25 protein-coding genes are annotated in these 26,440 nt (G+C 65.7%); 15 read left to right on the top strand and 10 right to left on the bottom strand.

What is annotated here, in order from left to right; genetic code table 11:
* Positions 1-119: 119 nt before the first annotated feature.
* The 5 genes from HV786_RS16185 (at position 120) to HV786_RS16165 (ending at position 5,048) form a co-directional block, all read left to right on the top strand.
* On the top strand, positions 120-1,073 hold the full coding sequence (locus HV786_RS16185) for a 2-hydroxyacid dehydrogenase (protein WP_175211263.1): 954 nt from the start codon (positions 120-122) through the stop codon (positions 1,071-1,073).
* 27 nt (positions 1,074-1,100) lie between these two features.
* A complete protein-coding gene (locus HV786_RS16180) occupies positions 1,101-1,799 on the top strand; it encodes a fumarylacetoacetate hydrolase family protein (protein WP_128830272.1) in 699 nt (232 codons plus the stop codon).
* Positions 1,800-1,859: 60 nt separating this feature from the next.
* Positions 1,860-2,624, top strand: coding sequence for an SDR family oxidoreductase (locus HV786_RS16175; RefSeq protein ID WP_128830273.1), 765 nt, complete (start codon positions 1,860-1,862; stop codon positions 2,622-2,624).
* Positions 2,625-2,717: 93 nt separating this feature from the next.
* Complete coding sequence (locus HV786_RS16170) at positions 2,718-3,692, top strand: Bug family tripartite tricarboxylate transporter substrate binding protein (protein WP_056318489.1); 975 nt, start codon at positions 2,718-2,720, stop codon at positions 3,690-3,692.
* A gap of 456 nt (positions 3,693-4,148) precedes the next feature.
* Positions 4,149-5,048, top strand: coding sequence for a hypothetical protein (locus tag HV786_RS16165; protein ID WP_217472115.1), 900 nt, complete (start codon positions 4,149-4,151; stop codon positions 5,046-5,048).
* An 18-nt stretch (positions 5,049-5,066) separates the two neighbouring features.
* Here HV786_RS16165 and HV786_RS16160 read toward each other — a convergent pair whose 3' ends face one another.
* From HV786_RS16160 to proP, 4 genes are all read right to left on the bottom strand, one after another.
* Positions 5,067-6,239, bottom strand: coding sequence for a GGDEF domain-containing protein (locus tag HV786_RS16160; RefSeq protein WP_128830173.1), 1,173 nt, complete (start codon positions 6,237-6,239; stop codon positions 5,067-5,069).
* A 223-nt stretch (positions 6,240-6,462) separates the two neighbouring features.
* A complete protein-coding gene (locus HV786_RS16155; RefSeq protein ID WP_062841431.1) occupies positions 6,463-6,942 on the bottom strand; it encodes a VOC family protein in 480 nt (159 codons plus the stop codon).
* A gap of 168 nt (positions 6,943-7,110) precedes the next feature.
* A complete protein-coding gene (locus HV786_RS16150) occupies positions 7,111-7,989 on the bottom strand; it encodes a PhzF family phenazine biosynthesis protein (protein ID WP_128828297.1) in 879 nt (292 codons plus the stop codon).
* 51 nt (positions 7,990-8,040) lie between these two features.
* Complete coding sequence (gene proP, locus HV786_RS16145) at positions 8,041-9,573, bottom strand: glycine betaine/L-proline transporter ProP (RefSeq protein WP_128828296.1); 1,533 nt, start codon at positions 9,571-9,573, stop codon at positions 8,041-8,043.
* 133 nt (positions 9,574-9,706) lie between these two features.
* On the opposite strand from proP, the gene HV786_RS16140 reads away from it, so the two are divergent.
* A complete protein-coding gene (locus tag HV786_RS16140) occupies positions 9,707-10,165 on the top strand; it encodes a MaoC family dehydratase (protein ID WP_128828295.1) in 459 nt (152 codons plus the stop codon).
* Positions 10,166-10,185: 20 nt separating this feature from the next.
* On the opposite strand, the gene HV786_RS16135 is transcribed toward HV786_RS16140, so the two are convergent.
* On the bottom strand, positions 10,186-10,590 hold the full coding sequence (locus HV786_RS16135; protein ID WP_128828294.1) for a RidA family protein: 405 nt from the start codon (positions 10,588-10,590) through the stop codon (positions 10,186-10,188).
* 141 nt (positions 10,591-10,731) lie between these two features.
* On the opposite strand from HV786_RS16135, the gene HV786_RS16130 reads away from it, so the two are divergent.
* Positions 10,732-11,649 (top strand): LysR family transcriptional regulator, encoded by a 918-nt coding sequence (locus HV786_RS16130; protein ID WP_128828293.1) that lies wholly within the window; start codon positions 10,732-10,734, stop codon positions 11,647-11,649.
* Between the two features lie 27 nt (positions 11,650-11,676).
* On the opposite strand, the gene HV786_RS16125 is transcribed toward HV786_RS16130, so the two are convergent.
* The gene (locus HV786_RS16125) at positions 11,677-12,561 is read right to left on the bottom strand and encodes a LysR family transcriptional regulator (protein ID WP_128828292.1); all 885 of its coding nucleotides are present in this window, start codon (positions 12,559-12,561) and stop codon (positions 11,677-11,679) included.
* 159 nt (positions 12,562-12,720) lie between these two features.
* Between HV786_RS16125 and HV786_RS16120 the strand changes: the two genes are divergently transcribed.
* Both HV786_RS16120 and HV786_RS16115 read left to right on the top strand, forming a co-directional pair.
* Positions 12,721-13,707 carry a tripartite tricarboxylate transporter substrate binding protein gene (locus tag HV786_RS16120; protein WP_128828291.1) on the top strand — a complete coding sequence of 329 codons (987 nt, stop codon included), beginning with the start codon at positions 12,721-12,723 and terminating at the stop codon, positions 13,705-13,707.
* Between the two features lie 69 nt (positions 13,708-13,776).
* Positions 13,777-14,109: a cupin domain-containing protein gene (locus HV786_RS16115; protein ID WP_128828290.1), complete on the top strand. Its 333-nt coding sequence runs from the start codon at positions 13,777-13,779 to the stop codon at positions 14,107-14,109.
* 51 nt (positions 14,110-14,160) lie between these two features.
* On the opposite strand, the gene HV786_RS16110 is transcribed toward HV786_RS16115, so the two are convergent.
* The 4 genes from HV786_RS16110 to HV786_RS16095 all read right to left on the bottom strand — a co-directional run bounded on the left by HV786_RS16110 (position 14,161) and on the right by HV786_RS16095 (position 18,099).
* On the bottom strand, positions 14,161-14,727 hold the full coding sequence (locus HV786_RS16110; protein ID WP_128828289.1) for a type 1 glutamine amidotransferase domain-containing protein: 567 nt from the start codon (positions 14,725-14,727) through the stop codon (positions 14,161-14,163).
* A gap of 78 nt (positions 14,728-14,805) precedes the next feature.
* On the bottom strand, positions 14,806-16,119 hold the full coding sequence (locus tag HV786_RS16105) for a PQQ-dependent sugar dehydrogenase (protein ID WP_128828288.1): 1,314 nt from the start codon (positions 16,117-16,119) through the stop codon (positions 14,806-14,808).
* Positions 16,116-16,544 (bottom strand): DUF2231 domain-containing protein, encoded by a 429-nt coding sequence (locus tag HV786_RS16100; protein ID WP_128828287.1) that lies wholly within the window; start codon positions 16,542-16,544, stop codon positions 16,116-16,118. The genes HV786_RS16105 and HV786_RS16100 overlap by 4 nt, the downstream gene beginning before the upstream one ends.
* A gap of 100 nt (positions 16,545-16,644) precedes the next feature.
* Positions 16,645-18,099, bottom strand: coding sequence for an efflux transporter outer membrane subunit (locus HV786_RS16095; protein WP_128828286.1), 1,455 nt, complete (start codon positions 18,097-18,099; stop codon positions 16,645-16,647).
* Between the two features lie 89 nt (positions 18,100-18,188).
* Here HV786_RS16095 and HV786_RS16090 point away from each other — a divergent pair, with 89 nt between their 5' ends.
* From HV786_RS16090 to HV786_RS16065, 6 genes are all read left to right on the top strand, one after another.
* Entirely contained in the window at positions 18,189-18,806 is a 618-nt protein-coding gene (locus HV786_RS16090) for a TetR/AcrR family transcriptional regulator (RefSeq protein WP_056318437.1), read from the top strand.
* 73 nt (positions 18,807-18,879) lie between these two features.
* Entirely contained in the window at positions 18,880-19,983 is a 1,104-nt protein-coding gene (locus HV786_RS16085; protein WP_128828285.1) for an efflux RND transporter periplasmic adaptor subunit, read from the top strand.
* Positions 19,983-23,087: an efflux RND transporter permease subunit gene (locus HV786_RS16080; protein ID WP_128828284.1), complete on the top strand. Its 3,105-nt coding sequence runs from the start codon at positions 19,983-19,985 to the stop codon at positions 23,085-23,087. Before HV786_RS16085 ends, HV786_RS16080 begins: the two co-directional genes overlap by 1 nt.
* 59 nt (positions 23,088-23,146) lie before the next feature.
* A complete protein-coding gene (locus HV786_RS16075) occupies positions 23,147-23,686 on the top strand; it encodes a PaaI family thioesterase (protein WP_128828283.1) in 540 nt (179 codons plus the stop codon).
* Positions 23,687-23,814: 128 nt separating this feature from the next.
* Positions 23,815-24,219 (top strand): DUF2946 family protein, encoded by a 405-nt coding sequence (locus HV786_RS16070; RefSeq protein ID WP_128828282.1) that lies wholly within the window; start codon positions 23,815-23,817, stop codon positions 24,217-24,219.
* Between the two features lie 102 nt (positions 24,220-24,321).
* A complete protein-coding gene (locus HV786_RS16065; protein ID WP_128828281.1) occupies positions 24,322-26,433 on the top strand; it encodes a TonB-dependent receptor in 2,112 nt (703 codons plus the stop codon).
* The last annotated feature ends 7 nt before the right edge of the window (positions 26,434-26,440 follow it).

Here is a 26,440-nt window from a genome sequence, read left to right as displayed (position 1 = left end):
AGCAAAGTTTATATATTGATTTTATAGATCAATATTGCTTTACAAATCAATCATTAAATACCATGGGACCCATGTTCAACGCGGACCCGCAGCCGGTCCCCCAACAGAGCCGAACCGACATGAAGCCCCAGGTCCTGCAACTCAACCCCATCCTGATCCCGGCGGTCAACGACGAGCTGGCCTCGCTGTATCAGGTGCACAAGTTCTTCGAGATTCCGGATCAGGCTGCCTGGCTGCGCGAGCACGGCGCCGGCATCGAGGCCGTCATCACCGGCGGCCACACCGGCATCTCGCGGGCCATGCTGGAACAGCTGCCGGGCGTAAAGGTGGTGGCGGTCAATGGCGTGGGTACCGACGCGGTGGACCTGGCCTATTGCCGCGGCCGCGGCCTGCCGGTCACCGCCACGCTGGGCGCGCTGACCGAGGACGTGGCCGACCTGGCGATCGGCCTGTTGATCGCCGCCTGCCGCAACCTGTGCGCGGGTGACCGTTTTGTGCGGGAAGGCCTGTGGGAACAATTCCCCTCACCCAGCGCCATCCCGCTCGCGCGCCGCTTCAGCGGCATGCGCGTCGGCATTGTCGGCATGGGCCGCGTGGGCCGCGCCGTCGCCACGCGCGCCGCGGCCTTCGGATGCCAGATCCGCTACACCGACCTGCGCGCCATGGACGACCTGCCGCATGAATTCGTGCCGGACTTGATCGAACTGGCGCGCGGGTCAGACGCCCTGGTGCTGAGCGCCGCGGCCGACAAGGCCGAGGGCATCGTCAACGCCAAGGTGCTGGATGCGCTGGGCCCGCGCGGCTTCCTGGTCAACGTGGCGCGCGGGCGTCTGGTCAACGAGGCCGACCTGACCGAGGCGCTGGTGGCCGGGCGCATTGCGGGTGCAGGGCTGGATGTCTTTGTCGATGAGCCCCGTGTGCCGGCGGCCCTGCGCCAGTCGGATCGCACCACGCTGCAAGCGCACCGCGCCAGCGCCACGTGGGAGACGCGCGCCGCGATGGGACAGATGGTGCTGGACAGCATCGCGCAGGCCCTGGCCGGCGAACGTCCTTCGATGAGCCTGACAACCTGAGCCGCAAGGTACGCGTTGAGAACTGTCATGACGGACCTGGTCTTTCCCGCGCTCGCACCCACCCTGCTTCGGATCGCCGGCAGCGCGGCCCGCTTTCCGGTCGCGCGGGTCTTCTGCATCGGACGCAACTATCGCTGGCTGCCTGACGAGCCGCGTCCAACCGAAATGCCGGCGTGGTTCATGAAGCCCGCCAGCGCGGTGTTTCCGGCCAGCGGCGCGTTGCCTTATCCCGCCGACACGGCGGATTTCTGCCACGAGATCGAACTGGTCGTGGCGATTGGGCGCGGCGGGAAAGACATCGAACCCAAGGACGTCGAAACGCGGCACATCTGGGGCTATGCGGCAGGGCTGGACATGACCCGGCGCGACGCGCAGCAGCAGGCCAAGCGCGCGGGTGGTCCGTGGGAGCCGGCGAAGGCCTTCGATCATTCCGCGCCCTGCACGCCGATCGTGCCGGCCACCGTGTGCGGCCATCCTCGCCGAGGCACGGTGTGGCTCGCGGTCAACGGGCAAGACCGCCAGCGCACGGACCTGTCCGGGCTGCTGTGGTCCGTGCCCGAGCTGGTGTCGATGCTGTCGCGGTCGGTGGCGCTGGCGCCCGGCGATCTCGTCTACACCGGTACGCCTGCGGGCGTTGGCCCGTTGGCGCCCGGCGACGTCGTCAGCGCGGGTGTGGCGGATATCGGGGCTTTGACCATGACCGTTGCCCGCCCTTGCGCCGCCTGACGGCGCACGCCGATTCCTTCCACCACCAATCGCAATTCCATCCGTCCCAGGAGTCACGCTTTGAACGAAAGCACCACCCAGAAGATTGCGCTGGTCACCGGCGCCGGCAGCGGCGTCGGCCGCGTCACCGCCATCGCGCTGCTGAACGACGGCTGGACCGTCGTGCTGGCCGGCCGGCGCGCAGACCCTTTGCAGACCCTGCAGGCAGAGGCCACCGCACGCGGCCAGACCGCGCTGGCCGTGCCCACCGACGTCACCCGCCCGGAAAGCGTTCAAGCCCTGTTCAACACCATTGAAAGCCGCTTCGGCCGGCTGGATCTGCTGTTCAACAACGCCGGCGTCAACGCTCCCGCCGTGCCCATGGACGAACTGCCGCTGGAAAAGTGGTTCAACGCCATCAACACCAATGTGACGGGCGTCTACCTTTGCGCGCGCGCGGCTTTCGGGTTGATGCGCCGCCAGTCGCCGCAGGGCGGCCGCATCATCAACAACGGGTCGATCTCCGCGCACACGCCGCGCCCCTTCACCGCGCCCTACACCGCCAGCAAGCATGCGGTAACGGGCCTGACCAAGTCGCTCGCGCTGGATGGCCGCGCCTTCAACATCGTGGCCGGGCAGATCGACATCGGCAACGCGATGACGGAACTGTCCGAACGCATGACGCGCGGCGTGCTGCAAGCCAATGGCACGGTCGCGCCCGAGCCCATGATGGACGCCGTGCACGTTGCAAAGGCGGTACGCCACATGGCGTCGCTGCCGCTGGACGCCAACGTCCTGACCATGACCGTCATGGCCAGCGCCATGCCCTTTACCGGGCGCGGCTAAGGCCCTGACTGCGCCCCCAACCCGCGCCCCGGGTGCAGCACGCCGGGGCGCCTCACAGAGTTGACAGAAGTTGACCACCCCGAGGAGACAAGCATGACCTTCACCACGCTGGCCAAAACCCTGGCCTTTTCGGCAGTCCTTGCCGCCGTGCCCGGCCTGGCCGCGGCGCAGAACTACCCCGCCCGTCCCATCAGCATCATCGTGCCCGCGCCGCCGGGCGGCGGCATCGACATGATTGCGCGCGTCGTCGGCGAAAAGCTGTCGCAGTCGCTGGGCCAGCCCGTCATCGTCGACAACCGGCCGGGCGCCTCCAACAACCTGGGCACCGCGCTGCTCGCCAACGCCAAGCCCGATGGCTACACCATCGGCATCGTGGGCGGCAGCCACAACATCAACAAGTACCTCTTCAAGAACCTGGGCTGGGATCCGCAAAAGAGCTTCGAGCCGATCGTCTACACCCACGAAATCCCGCTCGTGTTCGCCGTGTATCCGAAGATCCCGCCCAAAACCCTGCCTGAACTCGTGGATTGGATGAAGGCGCATCCCGATGACGCCAAGGTCGCCACGTCCGGCCGTGGCAGCGCGCAGGAAATGGCGGCCGAAATGTTCCGCATGGTCAGCGGCGCGCCCATGCTGCTGATCCCGTACAAGGGGTCTTCCGCCGCGCACCCCGATCTGCTGGCGGGCCGCACCGTGCTGTATATCGACACGCTGAGCGCGATGCAGGAGCAGGTCAAGGCCGGCAACGTGCGCGCCGTTGCCGTGTCCACCGCAAATCGCACCAAGGCGCTGCCGGACGTGCCGACTGCGCAGGAACAAGGCTTGAAGGGCTACGACGCCAACACCAACGGCGGCTTCCTTGCGCCCGCGGGCACGCCGAAGGAGATCGTCGCCAAGCTCAACGCCGAGATCAACGCGGTGCTCAAGCAGCCGGCCGTGCGCGCCAAGCTGGAAGCCGCGGGCATCGAAGTCCAGGGCGGCACGCCGCAGGAATACGCGGCGGTGATCCAGTCGGACCTGGACAAGTGGGGCAAGGTCGTTAAAGAGGCGAAGATCGAGGCCGAGTGACCTTTAGCCGGCCTTTCCCGTAACCCTGAGTATTGCCAAGGTAACAGGGCGTTAAGGACCTTTTGCCCCTGCCCGCCGCGTCCCTTCCGTCGCGAATACCCGCAATTCCTGGGCATACACACGCCGGCGCCCGCCCTGGCCGCGGGCGCCGGCGGCATGCGCCGCCCTCTATGCCGCGCAAGAGTTGCCTTGACACCCTTCTCGCCCCCCTTCTATGGTCGAGCCCGCCGGTCGATTTGGCACTATTAATTCCCCATGCAGCCCGTCTTGCGGCGCGCCCACCCGCGCGCGACCTGATGGCGCGCCGGCGGCGACCGGCGATGGCTGCATATCGCGATAGAGAGAGAGAAGAAGGACATGGCGTCTACACGCAAGTCGGAAGGAAAGGGTTTGCGGACGGGCAACGCGGCAGCGGCCGCCCTCCTGGTGGCGGCGATCACCGCCGCGTTCGCGGCGATGAGCCCGACGCCGGGCAATGCAGCGCAAGAGAAGCCGGCGGCACCGGCTGCCGCAGCACCGGCTGCCGCAGCATCGGCTGCCGCGGAACCGGCTAACCCAGCCTCGGCCACGTCTGCGCCCACGCCGTCCCCCGCCGCCAGCGCGCAGGCCGCCCTGCCCGACGCCGCATCGGTCCTCTACGCGATCCACCAGGTCGACAGCAAAGGCGCCGACTCCGCCGACGTGGCCAACGGCAGCGTGGCCACCTATTGGTTCGGCCACGCCTTCGAACTGGATGGCACGCCGTACTACACGGGCTTCGTGTGGGAGACCGCCGAGCGCTATGGCAAGCCGGGAGAGGACGATGTCGGTCCGATGACGACGGTGAATCTTGCCGAGGCGACCTTCATCCGCGATCCCGCATCGCCTTCAAGCCCCTGGAAGTTCCGTGGCATGGAACCGACCATCGGCGAGTTCGGCGCGTACGAGCGGCCGCCGGAAGTCGACACGCGGCGCAAGCCGCGGGAATACCGCACGGCAGCCGGCAAGCTGCTATTGGCAGTACCCACCGAGACGTTCGACAACGGCATCACGATCAGCGGCTACACGCTGCTCGTCTTCACGCCACCGGAGAAGCGGCAGGACGAAGCCAAGGACAAGGTGTGGGCGTATGCGGGCGAGGTGATTGCAGGCGAGGACAACGGTCCGGCCTGTGCGGACGGCGACGTCATGCCGTGCACGCGCAGCGAGGGCGAACTGGTCTTTGGCGCCACCGGCACTGCCGACCTGCCGCGCGTGACCGTGCAGTTCTCCGGCAACACCATTTCCGGCCCGGGCAAGACCCGCAAGCTGGGTCCGGCCGACGCCGTCATCTACGCCTACGACGCAACGCGCAAGGCCTACGTGGCGCAGCAATGACCCCAGGAGCCCTGCCGATCAAGCCGTGACCGGCGCGGGCTCGCCGGCCAGTTCCAGCCGGTTGCCGCCCATTTTTTTGGCCCGGTAGAGCGCCTGGTCCGCGATGGCCAGCGCGTCCATGATGGTGGGCGTCTCGCCCTCGAAGCGGGCCAACCCGATGCTCACCGTGGCGGCAATGCCAATGCCGTCCATCCGGTTCGAGACGGTGACCGCGAAACGCTCGGCCATGGCCTTGCCCAACGTGTGGGCGCCCTTCGCGTCATCCCCCCAGAGCAGCGCGGCAAATTCCTCGCCGCCGATGCGCGCAAGAATGGTGTCGTCACCGAGGACCTCGCGCGCGGTTTCGGCAAATGATTTCAGCACCTGATCGCCCGCCTGATGTCCGTAGCGGTCATTGACGGACTTGAAGTGATCCAGGTCGAACGCCAGCACCGCGACCGTGCCGCGCCCTTCCTTGCCGTTCAGGATGCGCGCGCCTTGCTCGACGAACCAGCGCCGGTTTCCCAGGCGCGTCAGGTAATCGGTCTGCGATTCCATCAGCAACTGGCTGTGGGTTTCGTCGCGGATGAGCTTGAGCAGCATCATCGGCAGCACCACGGAATACAACACGCCTTCATAGATGGTGAGCTTGCCGGCCAGCGCCAGCACCTGGCCGCCGGATTCGGTCGCGAACCACGGCAGGACAAGCGCACGTGCCGCATACACGGCGGTATGCACCCCGGCAACCGCAACCACGATGTACCGCGAGCGCCGTGGCTTGAGCGCCTGGCAGCGCAACAGCTCCCAGGCCGTCAGTCCGCTGACGAGCGCAATTGGCACCGAGCTTACGTGCGTCCACATCACGTCCAGCCAGCGCACGCCGCCGATCACCCAGGTCAGCCCCATGCCCACCAGCACACAGACGGCGGTGCGCACATAACGCCGTCCGCTCAGCGCGGCAACGCCATTGAGCACAAGCAGGTAGCCACCCAGGATGACCAGATTGCTGATCGCCGCGCCGCTGACACCAGGCAAGTCGCGGCGATACAGCGCTGCCGCGCAGCCGACAGCCAGCGTGGCGAATCCTGATGCCAGGATGCGCAGTTCCTTGCTGCGTTTGGGATTGGCCCGCTGCTCCCAGAACATCAGGCCGGCGCTGACAAGCAGTGTTCCGACTGCCAACAGGTAAAGAGTGAGAAGATCGACGTACATCTCGAAAGTCAGGAGATTTCGCCGAAATATCGCGGCGGCTGCGGGATTTTACGGGGCTTTCCCACGCGTGCAACACCCTTACCGGGGCGCGTCATCCGACCCCGGATTTTTGTTCTATCGACAGGTCATTCTTGCTGATACGGCCCCCAAAACCGGGGCTTCCAATCCCGGAACTTGCCTGCCGTTTCAGCGCGCCCGCAGCCAGCGCTTGCAAACCGCGGCATCATCCCCGGCGCGCGGCCTCGATGGTCGCGATGTCGATCTTCTTCATCGTCATCATCGCCTCGAATGCACGCTTGGCAGCCGCTTGGTCAAGGTCCGTGACTGCAGCCAGCAGCGCCCGTGGCGTGATCTGCCAGGACACGCCCCATTTGTCCTTGCACCAGCCGCAATCGCTCTCCTGGCCGCCATTCGAGACGATCGCGTCCCACAGGCGATCGGTTTCGGCCTGATCGTCGGTCGCGACCTGAAAGGAAAACGATTCGTTGTGCTGAAATGCGTCGCCGCCATTGAGCCCCACGCAGGGAATGCCCATGACGGTGAAGTTGACCATCAGGATGTCGCCCTGCTGACCCGAGGGGTAGTCGCCGGGCGCGCGATGGACGGCGCCCACCTCGCTGTCCGGAAACGTCCGGGCGTAGAAATTCGCCGCGTCCAGCGCGTCGCCGTCGTACCACAGGCAAATCGTGTTTTTGCTGGCCATCTTGCTCCTCCTTGGCAGGAAAGTGATGCGCTCAACCCTTGCTGCAATGCGCGACGTTCAAGCATAGTGCACGCGGCGCCGGCCGAAAACCGGGCACGGATCGCGCCTGAGCCGTCCGCGCCTGCGCCGGCCGCGCCTGAGTCGGCCGCCCCGCATGCCGGCGCGCGTTCACACCGCAATGCGGCCGTCGATGCACGTCACGGATTGCCCGCCCACGCGAATGGCCCCGTCCGTACCGAACGCGATGTTCAGCCTGCCCGACCGCCCCACCGCCGCGCCCTGCGTGCTGAGGTATTCCGTCCCGAACTGCTGCACTTGCCCCGCATTGCGGATGAACGCCGCCACCGATCCGTTGCCGCTGCCGCACACCGGGTCTTCGTTTGCGCCCAGGCTGGGCGCAAAGGCGCGCACTTCGATGGCGCTTTCCGCGCCTTCGCCGTACGCCCCATACACCACGATGCCAGCGGCCAGATTGCGGCGGTCGAACTCGGCCATGCGGGCAAAGTCCGGGCGCAGCGTCAGCACGGCCTGCGCGCTGGGCAACTGCGCGATCGTCCACACCGGGCCCACATTGACGAGCTTGGGCGCGGGATCGTGCAGCACCGCCGAACCCAATATCCCTTCCATCTCATCGACAAGGTCCGCGCTCAGCTCGGTCAACTGGGCCTCTGGAAGCGTGAAGGCAATACGCGGACTGCCGCCCGTGATCTCGGCGACCGACAGGTCGATCAGGCCCGCGGCGCATTCCTGCACCAGCCTGCCGCCGCGCGCCTGGACGATGCCGGCTTCCAGCAGCGCGTGCGCCGTTCCCAGCGTGGGATGCCCCGCAAAGGGCAGCTCGGCCTGCGGCGTGAAGATCCGGACCAGATAGTCGGCCCCGGACTGCGTTGGCGGCAGCACAAAGGTAGTTTCCGACAGATTCGTCCAGTTGGCGATGCGCCGCATCTGTTCGTCGGTCATGCCTTGCGCCTGCAGCACAACCGCGACCGGATTACCGCGATAGGGTTCGCTGGTAAATACATCCACCTGCTTGAATGGCACGCTCATGACCTGCTCCTTAATTGAAGCGCCGCCCGCGCGCGGGCCGGGCGGCCGCTCTCATTCAATACCCGGATGCCTGTCCGCCAGCCGTTGGCGGCGCACACGCAGCGCATCCAGCTTTTCTTCCAGCGCAGCGATCTCGGCATCCACGTCCTGCACACTTTGTTCGATGTGCTCGTACGCCTGCTGCAACAGCACCTTGGCTTCCTTGCGGCTGGAAGCGGTTGGCGTCTCGCCGCGAAGCGGCCGGTTGGCGGTCTCGGGCAGGAAGAACGAGGTGATCAGCCCGATCAGCGACGCCGCCATCAGGTAATACGCCGGCATCATCAGGTTGTCGGTCTCTTCGACCAGCCACGCGGCTGCGGTGGGCGTAAGCCCGGCGAAGATGATGGCCACATTGAACGCACTGGCCAACGCGCTATAGCGGATGCGCGTCGGAAACAGCGCCGGCAGCGTGGAGGCCATGATGCCGATCAGGCAGTTCAGGAAAATGGCGATCAGCAGCAGTCCCACGAAGATCAGCGCGGTGTTGTCGCTGCCGATCAGGAAGAACGACGGGATCGCGGTGACCAGGAGCCCCAGGCTGCCGACCAGCAGAAACGGCTTGCGCCCGATCTTGTCGCTGACGAAACCCACCACCGGCTGCACGAACAGCATGCCCACCATCACCACGACGATGATCAGCACCCCGTGGCCTTCGGTGTAGCCCAGGCTGCCCGACAGGTACGTCGGCATATAGGTCAGCAGCATGTAATAGGTGATGTTGGTCACCAGCACCATGCCGATGCTGACCAGCAAGGCGCGGCGATATTTGGCGAAGATCTCGCGGAACGACACCGAAGGTTTTTCCTGCACGGCGTCGCGGTCTTCCTTTTCCATCCGTTCCAGTTGCTGCGTGAAGGCCGGGGTTTCTTCGGCCGCATGCCGCAGATACAAGCCCAACAGGCCCAGCGGCCCCGCCACGAAGAACGGAATGCGCCAGCCCCAGTCCAGGAACGTCTGCTCGCCGAGCATGGTCTGCAGCAGCACGACCATGCCCGCGCCCACGACAAAGCCGGCTATCGAGCCGAAGTCCAGCCAGCTGCCCAGAAAACCGCGCTGCCTGTCCGGCGCGTACTCCGCGACGAAAACGGCCGCGCCGGTATATTCGCCCCCGACGGAAAAGCCCTGCGCCAGCTTGCACAGCAGCAGCAGGATCGGCGCCCACAGGCCGATCGTGGCATATGCGGGAATGAGGCCAATGCAGAACGTGCTGATGGCCATGATGATGATGGTGAGCGACAGCACCTTCTGACGCCCGAAGCGATCGCCCATGATGCCGAAGAACACGCCTCCCAACGGTCGCACCAGAAACGGCACGGAAAACGTGCCGAGCGCGGCAATGGTTTGCACGGCGGGCGAAGCGTCCGGGAAGAACACCTTGCCCAGTGCGAACGCCACGAAACCGTAGACGCCAAAGTCAAACCATTCCATTGCATTGCCAAGCGCCGCCGCCGTGACGGCTTTCTTGAGCTTGGTGTTGTCGATGACCGTGATGTCGCCGATCTCCAGCGGACGGATCTCTTGCGACGACGTGGGGGTTTCTGCCATGTTGCGACATCCATAAAACTAGACATGCCGATTATGGACCCGATTTCGGCGACGGTCATCGCCCGCTGCATTGCGCGAGGCGGGAACGCGCGCCCATAATGCCCCACCCACCAGATACTCGCCGGAGCCATCGATGCCAGAAACCCCCAACCCGCCGCTGATCTACCTTGAAGACCTGTCCGTCGGTGACGTCTTCGTCAGCAAGACCCATGCCTTGGACGCCGAGCAGATCACTGAATTTGCCTCGCAGTTCGACCCGCAACCCTTTCATCTGGATCCGGAGGCGGCGCAAGACACGCTGTTCCAGGGCCTGGCGGCCAGCGGCTGGCACACGGCGGCGCTGACCATGAAGCTGCTGGTTGAGAGTTTTCCCGTGGCGCGAGGGGTCATCGGCGCAGGCGCCGAACTGGCATGGCCGCAGCCTACGCGACCGGACGATGTCGTGAAGGTGACGAGCACCGTGCTCAGCATCACGCCGTCGCGCTCCAAGCCTGATCGCGCCATCGTGGTCGTGGAATCGATCACGTCGAACCAGCGCGAGGAGGCCTTGCAGAAGCTGACGAGCAAGGTCGTCGTCTTCCGCAAGCCTTGATAAGACGCAGCGCCGCCCGATCAAGCAGCCGCGGCGTCAGGCACTTTGGCGATGACCTTGATCTCGAACTGGAATCCGTACAGCCAGGTGACGCCCACCGCCGTAATGTTCGGATACGGCGCCTCGCCCCAGAATTCGGGCACGACTTCCCACATGGTTTCGAACTGCGACTGCGGATCGACCATGAAGACCGTCACGTCGACGACGTCGTCAAACGACGCACCCGCCGCGTGCAGGATGGCGTTCAGATTCCGGAAGGCCATCCGCACCTGCTCGCGCAAGTCGGGTTCAGGTGAGCCGTCGTCATGGCTGCCGACCTGGCCGGACACGAACAGAAAGCCGTTGGAGCGAACCGCCGGTGAATAACGGTTGCGCTCGTAGAGCGCATGGCGATTGGGAGGGAAAACAACGTCGCGTTTGGTCATGGCGTTCTCCAGGTGGTGGGCTGTCCGACAACCCGCGTTGACATGGGCAAACTGTAAAAGCGCCCGCCGCGCGGATAAACGGTCAACTGCATCCATCACTATTTGTAGAATCCAAACAATCCCAATTCTCTTCGAGCAGCCATGGACAGATTCGACGCAATGACCGCGTTTGCGCGCGTGGTGGAAACCGGCAGCTTCACCAAGGCCGCCGAAACCCTGCACATGAGCAAGACGAGCGTGACGCAGCTTGTCCAGCAGCTTGAGGCGCGCCTGCGGGTGCGCCTGTTGAACCGCACCACGCGCAAGGTCAATGTCACGGCCGATGGCGCGGCGTACTACGAGCGCGTGATCAAGCTGCTGGCCGACATGGACGATGCCGAAACCAGTCTTTCCAGCGCCGCGGAAGCGCCGCGCGGCCGGCTGCGCGTGGACGTGCCCAGTCCGCTGGCGCGCATGGTGCTCGTGCCCGCCTTGCCGGACTTTCACGCGCGCTATCCCGACATCCAGCTCGACATGGGCGTCAGCGATCGCATCGTCGACCTGATTGGCGAAAACATCGATTGTGTCGTGCGGGGCGGCGAGCTGACCGACCAGTCCCTGATGGCCCGCCGCGTTGGCGACCTGCAACTGGGCGTCTACGCCGCGCCCTCGTACCTGAAGCTGGCCGGCAAGCCCGCGCACCCGCGCGAGCTTGAAGACACGCACCACCGCATCGTGGGTTTTCTGTGGCAACGCACCGGGCGCGCGCTGCCTTATGCCATGCGGCGCGGCAAGGAAGTCGTCAATGTGCATGGCCGCTACGTGCTGGCGGTGGACGACGGCAATGCCTACCTGGCGGCGGGACTTGCCGGCATGGGCGTGATGTGGCTGCCGGACTACATGTCCGCGCCGCACCTGGCCAAAGGCGAGCTGGTTCCGGTCTTCGAGGACTGGCGCCTGGACCCGATGCCGATGTACGTGGCGTTCCCGCCCAACCGCCACGTCAGCGCCAAGCTGCGCGCCTTCATCGACTGGATCGTCGAGCTGGTGGGCCCGTATTCGCCCGCGGGCCGCACCTAGCGCGAGGCGACTGCGGCGTGGCCGCGCCTAGTTCCTGGCAAGCTCCCCCGCCAGTTCCAGCGCCCGCGCCAGAAACGCCGACGCATCGTCCTTGCGATAGCTGACGATCACGGGCGACACGAAGGCATCGGCCTCGATGCGCACGTGGGCCACATCCTGGCGCTGCAGGCGCTGCACGGAGGCGGGCACCACGGTCACCCCCAAGCCAGCCGCGACCAGCCCGATCGCGGTCTGCAGTTCGTTGGCCTCTTGCGCCACCTGCAGCGAGTAGCCGGCCGCGCGAAACAGGCCCAGCACATGATCGGCGTAGTTCGGGCGCGGACGCGCCGGATACAGCACGAAGGGCTCGCGCGCCAGGCGGCTGACGGCGACGCTGCCCTGGCCGGCCAGCGGATGATGCAAGGGCACCGCGGCCATCAGGGGCTCGGTCATCAGCACGCGCCGCTCGATCGCGGGGTCGTCCAGCAGGATGCGGCCAATGCCCAGATCGATGCGCCCTGCCTTGAGCGCCTCGAGCTGCGGCAACGTGTTCATTTCCATCAGGCCCACTTCGACGCGCTCATCCGCGCCGCGCAGCAGCCGGATCAATTCCGGCACGAAACCGTAAAGCGTCGACGGCACGAAGCCGATGCCGAACCAGCGCCGCTCCGTCTGGCCCAACCGGCGCGTGCCTTCCAGCACTTCGTCCAGCCGGGCGGTCAACAGGCGCGATTGCTCCAGCAGGAAGCGGCCCGCCTCTGTCAGGCGCAGCGCCCGCGTGGTGCGCTCGAACAGCTGCACGCCCAGCTCTTCCTCCAGCTGCTTGATCTGGCGGCTGAGCGGCGGCTGCGCAATGTGCAGCCGCGAGGCTGCCAGCGTGAAACTACCCGCCTCGGCCACCGCCTGGAAGTACCGCAAATGCCTGAGCTCCATGCCGATTAAGACCCTGAAGGTATGAATTGAAACCCATATAGTCTTGGACACGCGAAAAAAAGGCAAGCGATACTGCGCGCATCGGGCAGTCACCGTCGATCAGAGTATTAATCGCGCGCGGACCTTGCCACCAATAATTCAAGAGCCACGGAGACAACCATGCGCATGCGCCATGTATTCAAACCCTTTGCCCGCGCATTGCTGGCCGCCTCGCTGCTGGCCGGGGCAACCGCCGCGCAGGCCGATGCCTATCCGGATCACCCGGTGAAGTGGATCGTCCCCTTCCCGCCCGGTGGCGCGATGGACAGCATCGCGCGCACGCTGGGCGAGTCGATGGGCAAGCAGTTGAACACGTCCTTCATCGTCGAGAACCGCGCCGGCGCGGGCGGCAATATTGGCGCGGCGGCCGTGGCGCGCGCCAAGCCCGACGGCTACACCATCCTGATCGTCGCCAACGGCATGGCCGTCAACCCGGCGCTGTACCAGGACCTGAACTACGACCCCATCAAGGACTTCGCGCCCATCTCGCTGCTGGCGGTCGTGCCCAATGTGCTGGTCACGAATCCGGCGCGTACCGGCGCGACCAGCGTCGCGGACGTGATCGCGAAGGCCAAGGCGCAGCCCAAGCACTACACGTACGCCTCCGCGGGCGTTGGCACCTCCATTCACCTGGCCGGTGAGATGTTCGTGTCGATGACCGGGGTGGACATGCTGCACGTGCCTTACAAGGGCAGCGGCCCCGCCGTCGCCGACCTGCTGGGCGGCCAGGTGGATTACATGTTCGACAGCATCACGTCCGCCAAGCCCCACATCGCGAGCGGCAAGCTGCGCGCGCTGGGCGTCACCACCACCAAGCGGTCGGCTGCCCTGCCCGACGTGCCGACGATGCAGGAGGCCGGCGTGCCCGGTTATGAGCTGATGCCCTGGTTCGCTGCCTTTGCGCCCGCCGGCACGCCGCCGGAAGCGGTGGCCAAGCTGAATGAAGCCATGCGCAGCGCGCTGGCCGATCCCAAGGTGAAGGCGACGCTGGATTCGATTGGCGCCGAGCCGATCGGCAGCACGCCGGACGCGCTGCGCGATCACCTGGCCAAGGAAACGGCGCAGTGGAAGGATCTGGTCAAGGAACGCGGCATCAAGATCAATTGACCGCAGGCCGCGGCGCCGCCGGGGGGATGGGGTATCGTTGACAGCTCCCCTCCCTGCGAAGGATGCATCATGGCCCTCAAACATGCGGATCCCGGGCAAGTCATCGACATCAAGCCCTATGGCGCCGCGCTAGCGCAAAAGCAGTCGGTCGCGCTTTTCAAGTCCGAAGACCTTGAGGTCATGCGCCTCGTGCTGCTCGCCGGCAAGACCATGGCCTCGCATGACGTCGCCGGCGAGATCACCCTTCAGTGCCTGGAGGGCAGTATCGAGATATCCGCCGACGGCGCCACGCACGTCCTCTACCCCGGCCACCTGATGTACCTGCCGGGCCGCGCGCCGCACGCGCTGTTCGCGCTGGAAAACGCGTCGGTGCTGGTGACCGTGGCACTCAAGCGCGCGTAGCGCATGCGGCCGGGGTGCGCCGCTCCCCGGCTTTGCTCGATGCGGCCAGCCCTACTTCGCCGCGCGCCCTTGGACCGCCTTGCCCAGCACCTGAACGAAGGCGTCATTGAACGCGGGAATATCGTCCGGCTTGCGGCTGGACACCAGCACACCGTCCACGACCACTTCCTCATCCACCCACTGGACGCCCGCATTGCGCAGGTCATCCTGCAGCGAGGGCCAACTGGTCATCTTGCGCCCCTTGACCATCCCAGCCGAGATCAGCAGCCAGGCGCCGTGGCAGATGACCGCCACCGGCTTGCCGGCGTCAATGCAGGCGCGCACCAGCTCCTGGGCCTTGGGCTGCATCCGGATCTCGTCGGCATTAACCACGCCGCCGGGCAGCAGCAAGGCATCAAATACGTCCGGCTCGGATGCAGCCTGCAGAAACGTGAGATCGACGGGAAACTTGTCACCGGGCTTGTCGTGGTGCATGCCCTGGATCGGATCAGTGCGCGCCGATACCACGACGGTGCGGGCGCCTTCTTCGTGCAGACGATCGCGCGGCCCCGTGAGTTCGACCTGCTCGAATCCGTCGACGGCCAGAATTGCGATGTTGATGTCTTGAAGTGTTGCCATGTTTGCTCCTGTGCGGGGCCTGCGAACGCTGCAGCGCAGTGCAACGCGCACGCTCGGCAGGCCCTCTGTAAATAAGATTTAAGGCCGCACCGCTGCGACCGGCTTGGGCGCCTGCGCGGGCGTGATGCGCCAGATCGTGTTCGACAGATCGTCGGCCACGATGAGCGCGCCCTTCGGGTCAACCGTCACGCCCACTGGACGGCCGCGCGTCGTGCCGTCGTCGTCGCGAAAGCCCGCGACGAAATCAACGGGCGGACCGGACGGGCGCCCCTCCGTGAACGGCACGAAGACCACCTTGTAGCCCACCGGATCAGCGCGATTCCAGCTGCCGTGCTCGCCGACGAACACGCCGCTCGCAAACCGGTCGCCCATCGTCGCGGTCGAGAAGTCCACGCCCAGCGCCGCAACGTGCGAACCCAGGCTGTAATCCGGCGCGATGGCCGATGCAACCTTTGCGGGATCCTGGGGCCGCACGCGTTCGTCCACGTTCTTGCCCCAATAGCTGTATGGCCAGCCATAAAACGCGCCCTCCTTGACGGTCGTGAGGTAGTCGGGCACCAGGTCCGGGCCCAGCTCATCGCGTTCGTTGACCACGGCCCACAACTGGCCCGTGTCCGGTTGAATCGTGAGCGCGGTCGGATTGCGCAGGCCGGTGGCGTAGGTCTTGTATTCGCCCGTGCTGGCGTTGATGCGCCAGATGCGCGCCCGATCCGCTTCGGCCGTCATGCCGCGTTCGGTGATGTTGCTGTTCGAACCGATGCCCACGTATAGATACTGCCCGTCGGCGCTGGCGGTCAGCGCCTTGGTCCAGTGGTGGTTGATCTCGGAGGGCAGCGGCGTGACCGTTTCCGGCGGTCCGCTCGCCTTGGTCTGCCCGGGCTGATACTCGAACCGCACCAGCGCGTCCTGATTGGCCACATAGAGCTGGTTGCCAATGAGGGCCAGGCCGTAAGGCGCGTTGAGGTTTTCCGCAAAGACGGAGGCCTCGTAGGTGCCATCGCCCTTGGTGTCGCGCAGCAGCGTCAGCCGGTTTCCACCCTTGACCGGACTCGTGCCCCGGGCCTTGATGATGCCCGCGATCACGTCCTTGGGTTTGAGGTCGGGGGCACTGCCGCCACGGCCCTCGGCGACCAGAATGTCGCCGTTGGGCAGCACAAGCGTCTGACGCGGAATCTTCAGGTCCGTGGCGATGGCCGAGATCTTGTAGCCCTCGGGCACCGTCGGCAATTTGTCGCCCCATTTGGCGGGCTTGGCGATCACCATGTCCGGCAACAGCCCCCGTTCGGGCTTGGGCAGATCGGGCGACGGTCCATACTGGCCTGCGGTCTGCGCGCCGCAAACACCCGCCACCACCAGCATCGAAACGCCGGCCAGCATTCTCGTCTTCTTCATAGCGGCCCCCGGATCTGCGGCGTGCGAAAGCCCAGCCAGAGGGCAACGAGGGCCAGCACCGCGCCCACGACAGACAGGATCAAGCCGTTGGGCATGCTGGCCCACGCGTCGCGCGCATGAATGAACGCATTGAACAGCCCCACCAGCCAGGCCGCCAGCAGCACCACGGCATAGGGAACCACACCGCGTGCCCGCTGCGTGGCCCTGAACAGGTCGACGATGGCAACCAGCAGCGCAATCGCCCCAAATATCAGTCCGCCAACGAGCAGCCAGGACGCGAAATTATTCCATTGGATGTGAAAAGTCTGCGCATACGCAGCGTCCGCGAGCGCCGCGCCAAGAAACAACGGGAACATCCCGGCAAGGAACACCGCGGGGAAGCGGCGCACGGTAAGGGCATACCGGTTTTCGATGAGTGTGGTCACGGGAATCGCCTCGTGGGTTGCGGGCACGACCTGCTGCCCGTGGCGGGCGGCGCAGCAAGTGGCATGCCTGTACCTGAAACGACGCGATCCTCGCCGGGGTTCACCGCTTGGCTATCTGCGCCGGCGCATCCGGGCGCCATCCGCCGCCAAGCGCCTTGTACGCCGCCACCGCTGCCCGCGCCGCTTCGGCTTGTGCCTGGGCCCGAGCGTCCGAGGCCTGCAGGAGCGAGGCATCCGCATACAGCACGTCGATCAGGCTGGCGGCGCCGCGCTTGTAGGCGGCGAACGACGACGCCCGCGCATGGGTCAGCGCGTCCTCGCCCCGGGTCAGCACCGTCGACTGCTCGGTGCGGTGAACCAACGCCGAAAATGCGTTCTCGACATCTTCCGTCGCCCGCAAAACCGCCAGGCGATATGCCGCCAGCGCCTCGGCCTCCTGGCCCTTTGCCCCTTCGATCTGCGCATTGATGCGGCCAAAGTCGAAGAGCCGCCAGCGCAGTCCCAGCACGCCCGCGGACTGGCTTGCTCCAGCGGAAAACAGATTGCCGCTGGATACGGTCGTTGCGCTGCCCAGCAAGCCACTCAACGAAAACTTCGGGTAGAACTCGGAGATGGTTTCACCGATCCGCGCATTGGAGGCCGCCAGGCGGCGTTCCGCCGCGATCAGATCCGGCCGGCGTTGCAGCAGATCCGCGGGGGAGCCCATGTCCTCGATGCGGGGCGCAGGGGGTATCGGCGCGTGCGCCGCCAATTCCTCGCGATGGGTTCCGGGAACCACGCCCAGCATGACGTCCAGCGCGTTCATGGCCGCATCGAGCCCCGTCTGCAGGACCGGAATGGTGGCCTGCACCTGCGACAGCGCGCCATCCGCCTGGCGCACCTGATATTCGGCCGCCAGCCCTCGTTCATGCAGCAGCCCTACCTTGGCGACAAGATCCTGCTGCGTCTTGACCTGCCGCTGGGCGATGTCCAGCCGCGCCTGCAGGCTGCGAATGGCGATGTAGATGTCCGCGGTTTGCGCCGCCACGGCAAGCCGCGTGGCGATCGCAGCCGCATCCGTGGCCTGCAGTTCAGAGATGGCCGCCTCACGGCCACGCCGCAGGCCGCCGAACAGGTCGATTTCCCAGCTCGCCTCGAGGTTGGCTTCGTATTGGTTGCCCCATCGGTCGTACCCCGGCATGGCGCTGGCAACTTGTCCCAGCGGGGTCTCCACCGACTGGTGCAACCGCGCAGCCGTGCCGCGCACTGAGGCAGACGGCAACAAGGCCGCGTTCGCCGCGCCCAGCCCCGCACGGGCTTGCGTGACGCGCGCCGCTGCCTGCGCTACGTCCAGGTTCTGCTCGATGGCCAACGACACGTAGCGTGCAAGCAGCGGGTCGTCGAACTGGCGCCACCACGTATCAAGGCCTTGCACGGGCCCCGGTCCCGACTGACGGTCTGGAGCCTGCGTATAGTGGCTGGGAAGCGGCGCCTCGGGGCGGTGGTAATCAGGACCTGCCGCGCACCCGGCCAGCATGCTGGCGCAGAGCAGGACAAGAGAATGGCGGGCATGCATGGGCGTCCTTAGGACAGTCAATTTCGTGTGACTATAATACGGTTTAGTCACTCGTTGTCAACTAAATTGCCTCGGGTTAAGCTCCTCGCATGACGAAAGCAACATCCCCCGCCCTTCAGCCGCGCGGCCCCTCCGATCACGACGTCCGCGATCAGATCGTCCAAGCCGCCACCGAATATTTCGGCCTTTACGGTTTCGACAAGACGACCGTGTCTGATCTGGCCAAGGCCATTGGCTTCTCCAAGGCCTACATCTACAAGTTCTTCGACTCCAAACAGGCGATCGGCGAGGTCATCTGCGCCAACCGCCTGAACGCGATCATGGTCGCCGTGGACACCGCCGTCGCCGACGCGCGTTCCGCGCCGGACCGGCTGCGGCGCATGTTCACGGCGTTGGTGGAAGCCGGCAGCCAGCTCTTCTTCCAAGACAGCAAGCTCTACGACATTGCGCGAACCTCGGCCAGCGAGTCGTGGCCTTCGGCACAGGCCTACGAAGCGCATATCAAGGGCCTCATCCTGCAAGTGATCCGCGAAGGCCGCGAGACGGGCGACTTCGAACGCAAGACGCCCTTGGATGAAACGGCCGATGCGATCTATCTCGTCATGCGGCCGTACATCAACCCCCTGCTCCTTCAGCACAACCTGGCGAACGGGGCGCAGGCCACCGTGCAATTGTCGAACCTGATCCTGCGAAGTCTGGCGCCATAAATTTTATTTGTGACCATTGACCTTTTTGGTCACTTGTTTAGAATGGGGACCTTCTTTGTGAGGATGGTCTTCCATGGTTCGGCGTCAGCTTGTCCCGTTTGCCTTCTGCCTAGTGCCTCTCGCTCTTGCGGCATGCGGCGATACTTCCCCGCCAGATCCCCGCGTCGATCCCCCGCTCGTCAGAGTTGGCGTGGCGCAAAACGCCTCAGCGTCAGCGCGCTCCTTTTCGGGCGTCGTGGCGGCGCGCATTCAAAGCGACCTGGGGTTCCGCGTGTCGGGCAAAGTCCTGGAGCGATTGGTCGATACGGGTCAGCCGGTCACCCGCGGCCAGGCGCTCATGCGGTTGGATCCTGAGGACCTTGGCCTGCAAGCCCGGGCACAGCGTGAAGCCGTGGCGGCTGCGCGGGCCCGCGCCAGACAGGCAACCGACGACGAGGCCCGCTATCGCGGCCTGGTTGCGGAAGGCGCCGTGTCGGCGTCCGCGTATGCGCAGATCAAAGCCGCAGCAGATACCGCTCGTGCGGATTTGAAGGCGGCCGAGGCCCGTGCCGACGTTGCAAAGAACGCGTCGAGCTACGCCGTGCTGCTGGCCGATGCCGACGGGGTTGTCGTCGACACGCTGGCCGAACCCGGACAGGTGGTGGCCGCCGGGCAGTCCGTCGTGCGCCTGGCGCGCGCCGGCCAGCGGGAGGCCGTTGTACATCTGCCCGAGACATTACGGCCGGCCGTGGGTTCTACGGCCCAGGCGGTGTTGTACGGCGACCGTCAGTCTCCAGCCCCCGCCACATTGCGGCAATTGTCCGATGCCGCGGACCGCGTCACACGTACGTTCGAGGCCAGGTATTTGTTGGAAGGCGCGCTGGCCCACGCGCCACTGGGGGCCACCGTCACGATCGACATCCCGCAATCGCAGGACGGCGCGCCGATGTTGCAGGTGCCGATCGGCGCAGTGTTCGATGACGGCGGCGGCCCGGGCGTCTGGCTCGTGGACGGCGCGCCCGCCCAGGTGGCGCGGCGGCCTGTCCAGGTGCACAGCCTGAGCGACGATGTGGCGCGTGTCGCCGGCGACCTCAAGGCCGGGGATCGCGTCGTGTCCCTGGGCGCGCATCTGCTGCATGAAGGCGAGCAAGTCAGGCTCGGCGATCCGCACGCCACCGGCGTCGTGGGAGCGCGTTGATGAGCGAAGGCCGCTTCAACCTGTCCGCGATCGCCGTGCGCGAGCGCTCGATCACGCTGTTCCTGATTCTTCTCGTCTCCGTCGCCGGGATCCTGGCGTTTTTCCAGTTGGGCCGTGCCGAAGATCCGCCCTTCACCATCAAGCAGATGACCGTCGTCACCGCGTGGCCCGGCGCGACCGCGCAGGAAATGCAGGACCAGGTTGCCGAACCGCTGGAAAAGCGGCTGCAGGAACTGCGGTGGTATGACCGGACCGAGACCTTCACGCGGCCGGGCCTGGCGTTCACCATGGTGTCGCTGCTGGACAGCACGCCGCCCAAAGACGTACAGGAAGAGTTCTATCAAGCGCGCAAGAAGCTCGCCGACGAAGCCAAGCGCTTGCCGCCCGGCGTCATCGGTCCCATCGTCAACGACGAGTATGCCGATGTCACGTTCGCCCTGTATGCCCTCAAGGCAAAGGGCGAGCCCCAGCGCCTGCTGGTTCGCGACGCCGAGGCGCTGCGTCAACAGTTGCTTCACGTGCCGGGCGTCAAGAAGGTGAACATCATCGGCGAACAGCCCGAGCGCATCTTCGTGTCGTTCTCCCACGATCGCCTGGCCACGCTCGGCGTCGATCCGCAAGCCATTTTTGCCGCGCTCAACGCACAGAACGTTCTTACGCCTGCCGGGTCCATCGAAACCAACGGGCCTCAGGTGTTCCTGCGCGTGGACGGCGCATTCGACAGCCTGGACAAGATCCGCCAGACGCCCATCGTTGCCCAGGGTCGCACGCTGAAGCTGGCCGACGTGGCGACCGTGGAACGCGGCTATGAATACCCGGCCACCTTTCTGGTACGCAACAACGGCGAACCGGCGCTGATCTTGGGCGTGGTAATGCGTGACGAATGGAATGGGCTGGACCTGGGCAGCGCGCTCGAGAAGGAAGTCGGCAAGATCAATGCCGCATTGCCGCTAGGCATGAGCCTGACCAAAGTCACCGACCAGGCGGTCAACATCGGCGCGGCCGTGGATGAATTCATGGTCAAGTTCTTCGTCGCGCTGCTGGTCGTGATGCTGGTGTGCTTCATCAGCATGGGGTGGCGCGTGGGCGTCGTGGTGGCCGCCGCCGTGCCTCTGACCCTGGCGGCGGTATTCGTCATCATGGCGGCCTCCGGCAAGAATTTCGACCGCATCACGCTCGGCTCATTGATCCTGGCCTTGGGCCTGCTGGTGGATGACGCCATCATCGCCATCGAAATGATGGTGGTCAAGATGGAGGAAGGCTACAGCCGTATCGCGGCGTCGGCCTATGCGTGGAGCCACACGGCCGCCCCCATGCTGTCGGGCACGCTGGTCACGGCGGTCGGTTTCATGCCGAACGGCTTCGCGCGCTCGACCGCGGGCGAGTACACCAGCAACATGTTCTGGATCGTCGGCATTGCGCTGATCGCGTCGTGGGTGGTGGCGGTGGTCTTCACGCCTTACCTGGGCGTGAAGATGCTGCCGGACATCAAAAGGATCGAAGGCGGGCACCACGCCATCTACGACACCCGCCATTACAACCGGTTCCGGCGCCTGCTCCGGCGCGTCATCGGCCGCAAATGGCTGGTGGCGGGCACGGTGGTCGCGGTCTTTGCGCTGGCCGTGGCCGGCATGGGACTGGTCAACAAGCAGTTCTTTCCCACTTCAGATCGCCCCGAGGTGCTCGTCGAAGTGCAAATGCCTTACGGCACGTCCATCGAACAGACGAGCCAGGCCACAGCGGCAGTCGAAGCGTGGCTTGCCACGCAGCCGGAGGCCCGGATCGTCACCGCGTACATTGGCCAAGGCGCGCCGCGCTTCTTTCTCGCCATGTCGCCCGAGCTGCCCGACCCATCCTTCGCCAAGATCGTCATCCTGACGGGCAACGACAAGGAACGTGAAGCCCTCAAGGTCCGGCTTCGCCAGGCCATCGCGGACGGCCTGGCCCCGCAGGCGCAGGTCCGTGTCACGCAAATCGTGTTTGGGCCGCCCTCTCCGTTCCCGGTCGCCTTTCGCGTCATGGGTCCTGACGCCGACACCCTGCGTGCGATCGTCGCACGCGTCCAGTCCATCATGCGAGCGGATCCCATGATGCGCACCGTGAACACCGACTGGGGCGCGCGCGTTCCCGCTCTGCATTTCACGCTGGATCAGGACCGGCTTCAAGCGGTGGGATTGAGCTCCAGTTCGGTGGCGCTGCAATTGCAATTTCTGCTCAGTGGCGTGCCCCTGACGAATGTCCGCGAAGACATCCGCTCGGTGGAAGTGGTCGGGCGAGCGGCAGGCGATGTCCGTCTGGACCCCGCCAAGATCGCCGGCCTGACACTCGCCGGGGCCGAAGGCCAACGCGTGCCGCTGTCGCAGGTTGGCACGGTGCAAGTCCGCATGGAGGATCCCATCATGCGGCGCCGCGACCGCACGCCCGCCATTACGGTGCGCGGCGACATCGCGGAAGGACTTCAGCCGCCTGACGTTTCCACCGCGATCCTCAAGCAGCTGCAACCGGTCATCAACGAATTGCCCGCGGGCTATCGCATCGAACAAGCCGGTTCCATCGAGGAATCCGCCAAGGCAAACGCTGCCCTGCTGCCGCTCTTTCCTCTGATGATTGCCGCAACCTTGCTCATCATCATCCTGCAGGTGAGATCCATCGCCGCCATGGTGATGGTGTTTGCGACCAGCCCGCTTGGCCTGATCGGTGTCGTGCCGACATTGCTTCTGTTCCAGCAGCCCTTCGGCATCAATGCGCTGGTCGGACTGATCGCTCTGTCCGGCATCCTGATGCGCAACACGCTGATACTGATCGGCCAGATCCACCAGAATGAACAGGAAGGCCTCGCGCCCTTCGACGCGGTGGTCGAGGCGACAGTGCAGCGGGCGCGGCCGGTCATCCTGACCGCGCTGGCCGCGATACTGGCTTTCATCCCATTGACGCATTCGGTGTTCTGGGGAACGCTGGCCTACACGCTGATCGGTGGCACGTTCGCAGGCACGATCATCACGCTGGTCTTCCTGCCGGCCATGTATGCAATCTGGTTCAAGATCCGTCCGGCCGGCGAACAGGATGATCCTGAACCCCTGGCTTCCCGGGTAATGACCGGTTGATTCACGCCGCATCCGGCGTGGCAACCGCCCGCCGGGGGCTTCACGACGAGGGGTTTCGCATGTACAGGAATCAACAGACGGGCTGGGCGGCCCAGCACAAGGCTGCACTCGATCGGCTTGCCGCAGGCGGAGGAAAGCCGGATATCGCCCGTCCGGATCAGATCGCCGGCATGACCGGATTGCAGATCCTGCATGCCATGATGGCCGGCGAGCTGCCCTACCCGCCCATGAACGGCACCATGAACATGACGTTGGCGGAAGCGGACGCAGGCTGGGCCGTGTTTATCGGCCTTCCCGAGTTGCGGCATTGCAACCCGTTCGGCACCATCCATGGCGGCTGGTTCTCGGCCCTTCTGGATTCCGCGCTGGGTTGTGCGATCCAGAGCGCGCTTGCGCAGGGCCGGACTTACACCACGGTCGAACTCAGCGTCAACATCGTGCGCGCGGCATCGCCGTCCACCGGTCCGCTTCGCGCGGCGGCCACGCTGGTGCATAACGGCAAACAGATCGCGACGGCGCAGGCGCGCGTGGAGGACGAAAACGGCAAGCTGTACGCGCACGCCAGCACCACGTGCATGGTGTTCGATCGGCGGGATTAGCGGGCGGGTGTCGCCAGCGGCTTTCAGCGGGCAAGCGTTGACGGCACGCCGACGCGCCCCTGCGACAGAACGCCGCACGCGTTTCCAATCCGTCAGAATGCGTGAGGTTCTGTAATAGAATCCCGCCCATGCCTACTCACCGGGACTCTGCGCAAAAGCCCCGCGGCCTGCCTTGGCGGTTTCTCGTCTGCCTGGCAATGGCCGCTTTTGTGCTGCGCGCGCTGATCCCGAGCGGCTTCATGGCGGCGCCGTCCTCGACCTCGCTGATGCTGTCGTTGTGCGATGCGGGCGGCGCGATCAACGTGACCTTCGATCTGCCGGCAGAGCCGAAGTCCAAGCATGCGGCAAGCGATGCCTGCGCCTTTGGCGCGCTGGCCGCGCATGCCATTCTGCCTGAGACGGGTCTTGCGCCCGTGCTGACAGCGCAGGCGGCCTACGCAGCCTCAGCAATTCCCGTCCATCGTGCCACGCCGCCCCTGCCCGCCCTGGGGCCGCCTCTCGGTTCACGCGCCCCGCCTTCCCTGTCTTCCTGATCCGCCGCGCCCGCGCCTAGCGCCGGGCGCGGCCGCGCCTTGCCGACCGGCTTTCCCGCTGTCGGCAGATCTTGTCGAAGACATTGAAGAAGAGGGCCCCTCTTGACCATCGCTCGTTCGCACGCGTGCCTCGGCACGTCCCTGCTCCTGGCCGCTTTCAACGCCGCCGCCCAGACCTCCCCCGCCACCCTCGCCCCCATCACCGTGGTGGGCGGCGCCGAAACCGCCCTTACTACCGAAGCCTCCACGGGCTCCAATCTGGGCCTGACACCCATGCAGACGCCGGCCAGCGTCGACATCATTTCGCGGGAACAGATCGAGTCCCGCGGCGACGCCAGCGTGATCGAAGCCATCACCCGCGCGCCAGGCTTTTCGGCCGCGCCCCATCCGGGCAACGGCAACAGCGCCCTGTCGGTGCGCGGCTTTACCGACAGCACGTCGGTCATGCGCCTGTACGACGGGCTGCGCCAGTACGGCGGCGTCGGCCTGACGTTTCCGTTCGATACGTGGTCGGTCGAGCGCATCGAGGTGCTGCGCGGACCCGCGTCCGTGATCTATGGCGACGGCGCAATCGGCGGCGTCGTCAACGTGATCCCCAAGCGTCCGACGCGCGGGCCCATCCAGAACGAGGTGCAGGCCACCATCGGCACGCAGGACACGGCGCGGCTGGGCCTGGGCAGCGGCGGCGCGCTCAGCGATACGTTGTCGTATCGCCTGGACGTGAGCGGAAACTACACGGACGGCTATGTGGACCGGGGCCAGGCGGGCGATGCCACGTTCTCCGGCGCGCTGCGCTGGGACGCGACGCCGGACCTGAACATGACGCTCAGCTACGCCTACGGCTACCAGCGCCCGATGCGGTATTTCGGCACGCCGCTCATCAACGGCGAGCAGGACGACGCGCTGCGCAAGCAGAACTACAACGTGTCCGACAGCTTCATGCGCTTTCGCGATCAGTGGACGCAACTGGACACGGTCTGGACGCCCAACGACGCGACCACAGTGCGCGCGCGCCTGTACCACGTGCAAAGCGACCGCGACTGGCGCAATGCCGAGCGGTACGTGTACAACCCCGCAACCAGCCTCATCGACCGCTCGGACAACACGCAGATCACGCACGACCAGACCCAGACCGGCCTGACAACCAGCGCCGTGTTCAAGGGCAAACTGGCCGGCCTGGACAACACGGTATCCGTGGGCTTTGACGTCAACCACGCCACCTTCAAGCACATCAACAACACGTACACCGGCAGTTCGGGCCCCGTGGATCCGTATGATCCGGCACATGGCCACTATCAGAGCAACGTGCCGTTCATCCCGCGTTACCGCAACGAGGCCGACCAGTTCGCCCTCTTCGTGGAAGACCGCCTCGCGCTGACGAGCAAGTGGTCCCTCATCGGCGGTCTGCGCTACGACCATGCGAAAGTGACGCGCGACGATCTGGTCACCGGCCAACGCGCCCTGTCCAACACGTATGCCGACGTGGGTTGGCGCGTGGGTACCGTGTACGACCTGACGCCGGATCTGGCCGTCTACGCACAGTACGCGGAAGCGGCCGATCCCGTCAGCGGCCTGCTGATGCTCAGCCCGGCCAACGCGGGGTTCGACATGTCGCGCGGCAAGCAGATCGAGATCGGCTTGAAGCAGAATTTCCTGGACGGACGCGGCGAGTGGACGCTGGCGGCCTACGAGATCCGCAAGACCAACCTGTTGTCGCGCGACGCCGACGATCCCAGCCTGCGGGTGCAGGTGGGCGAGCAGTCGTCTCGGGGGCTGGAGGCGTCGCTGTCGCTGGCGTTGGCGCCCGGCTGGACGATCGATGCGAATGCCACCGTGCTGCGGGCCAAATACGACGACTTCTCCGAGTCCGTCGGCGGCGCAGCCGTGTCGCGCGCGGGCAATGTGCCGCCCAACGTGCCGCAACGCCTGGCAAACCTGTGGCTGAGCTGGAACTTCCAGCCGGGCTGGACGGCAATGGGCGGGCTGCGTTATGTGGGCAAGCGCTATGCGGACAGCGCCAACACCATCGAGTTGCCCTCCTATACGACCACCGACCTCGCGCTGCGCTGGGACGTCAACAAGGACACCGCCATCACGGCCCGGGGGTTCAACGTCTTTGACCGCGCCTACTTCACCACCGCGTACTACACCAATACGCAGTGGTTCTACGGGCCTAGCCGCCGGTTCGAGCTGACGTTGAACCACCGGTTCTAAGGGGCGC

The sequence above is a fragment of the Achromobacter mucicolens genome (assembly GCF_902859725.1).
Taxonomy (GTDB): Bacteria; Pseudomonadota; Gammaproteobacteria; order Burkholderiales; family Burkholderiaceae_B; genus Achromobacter; species Achromobacter mucicolens.
The sequence above is the reverse complement of the archived record's forward strand: the minus strand, read 5'-3'. Positions and strand labels throughout refer to the sequence as shown.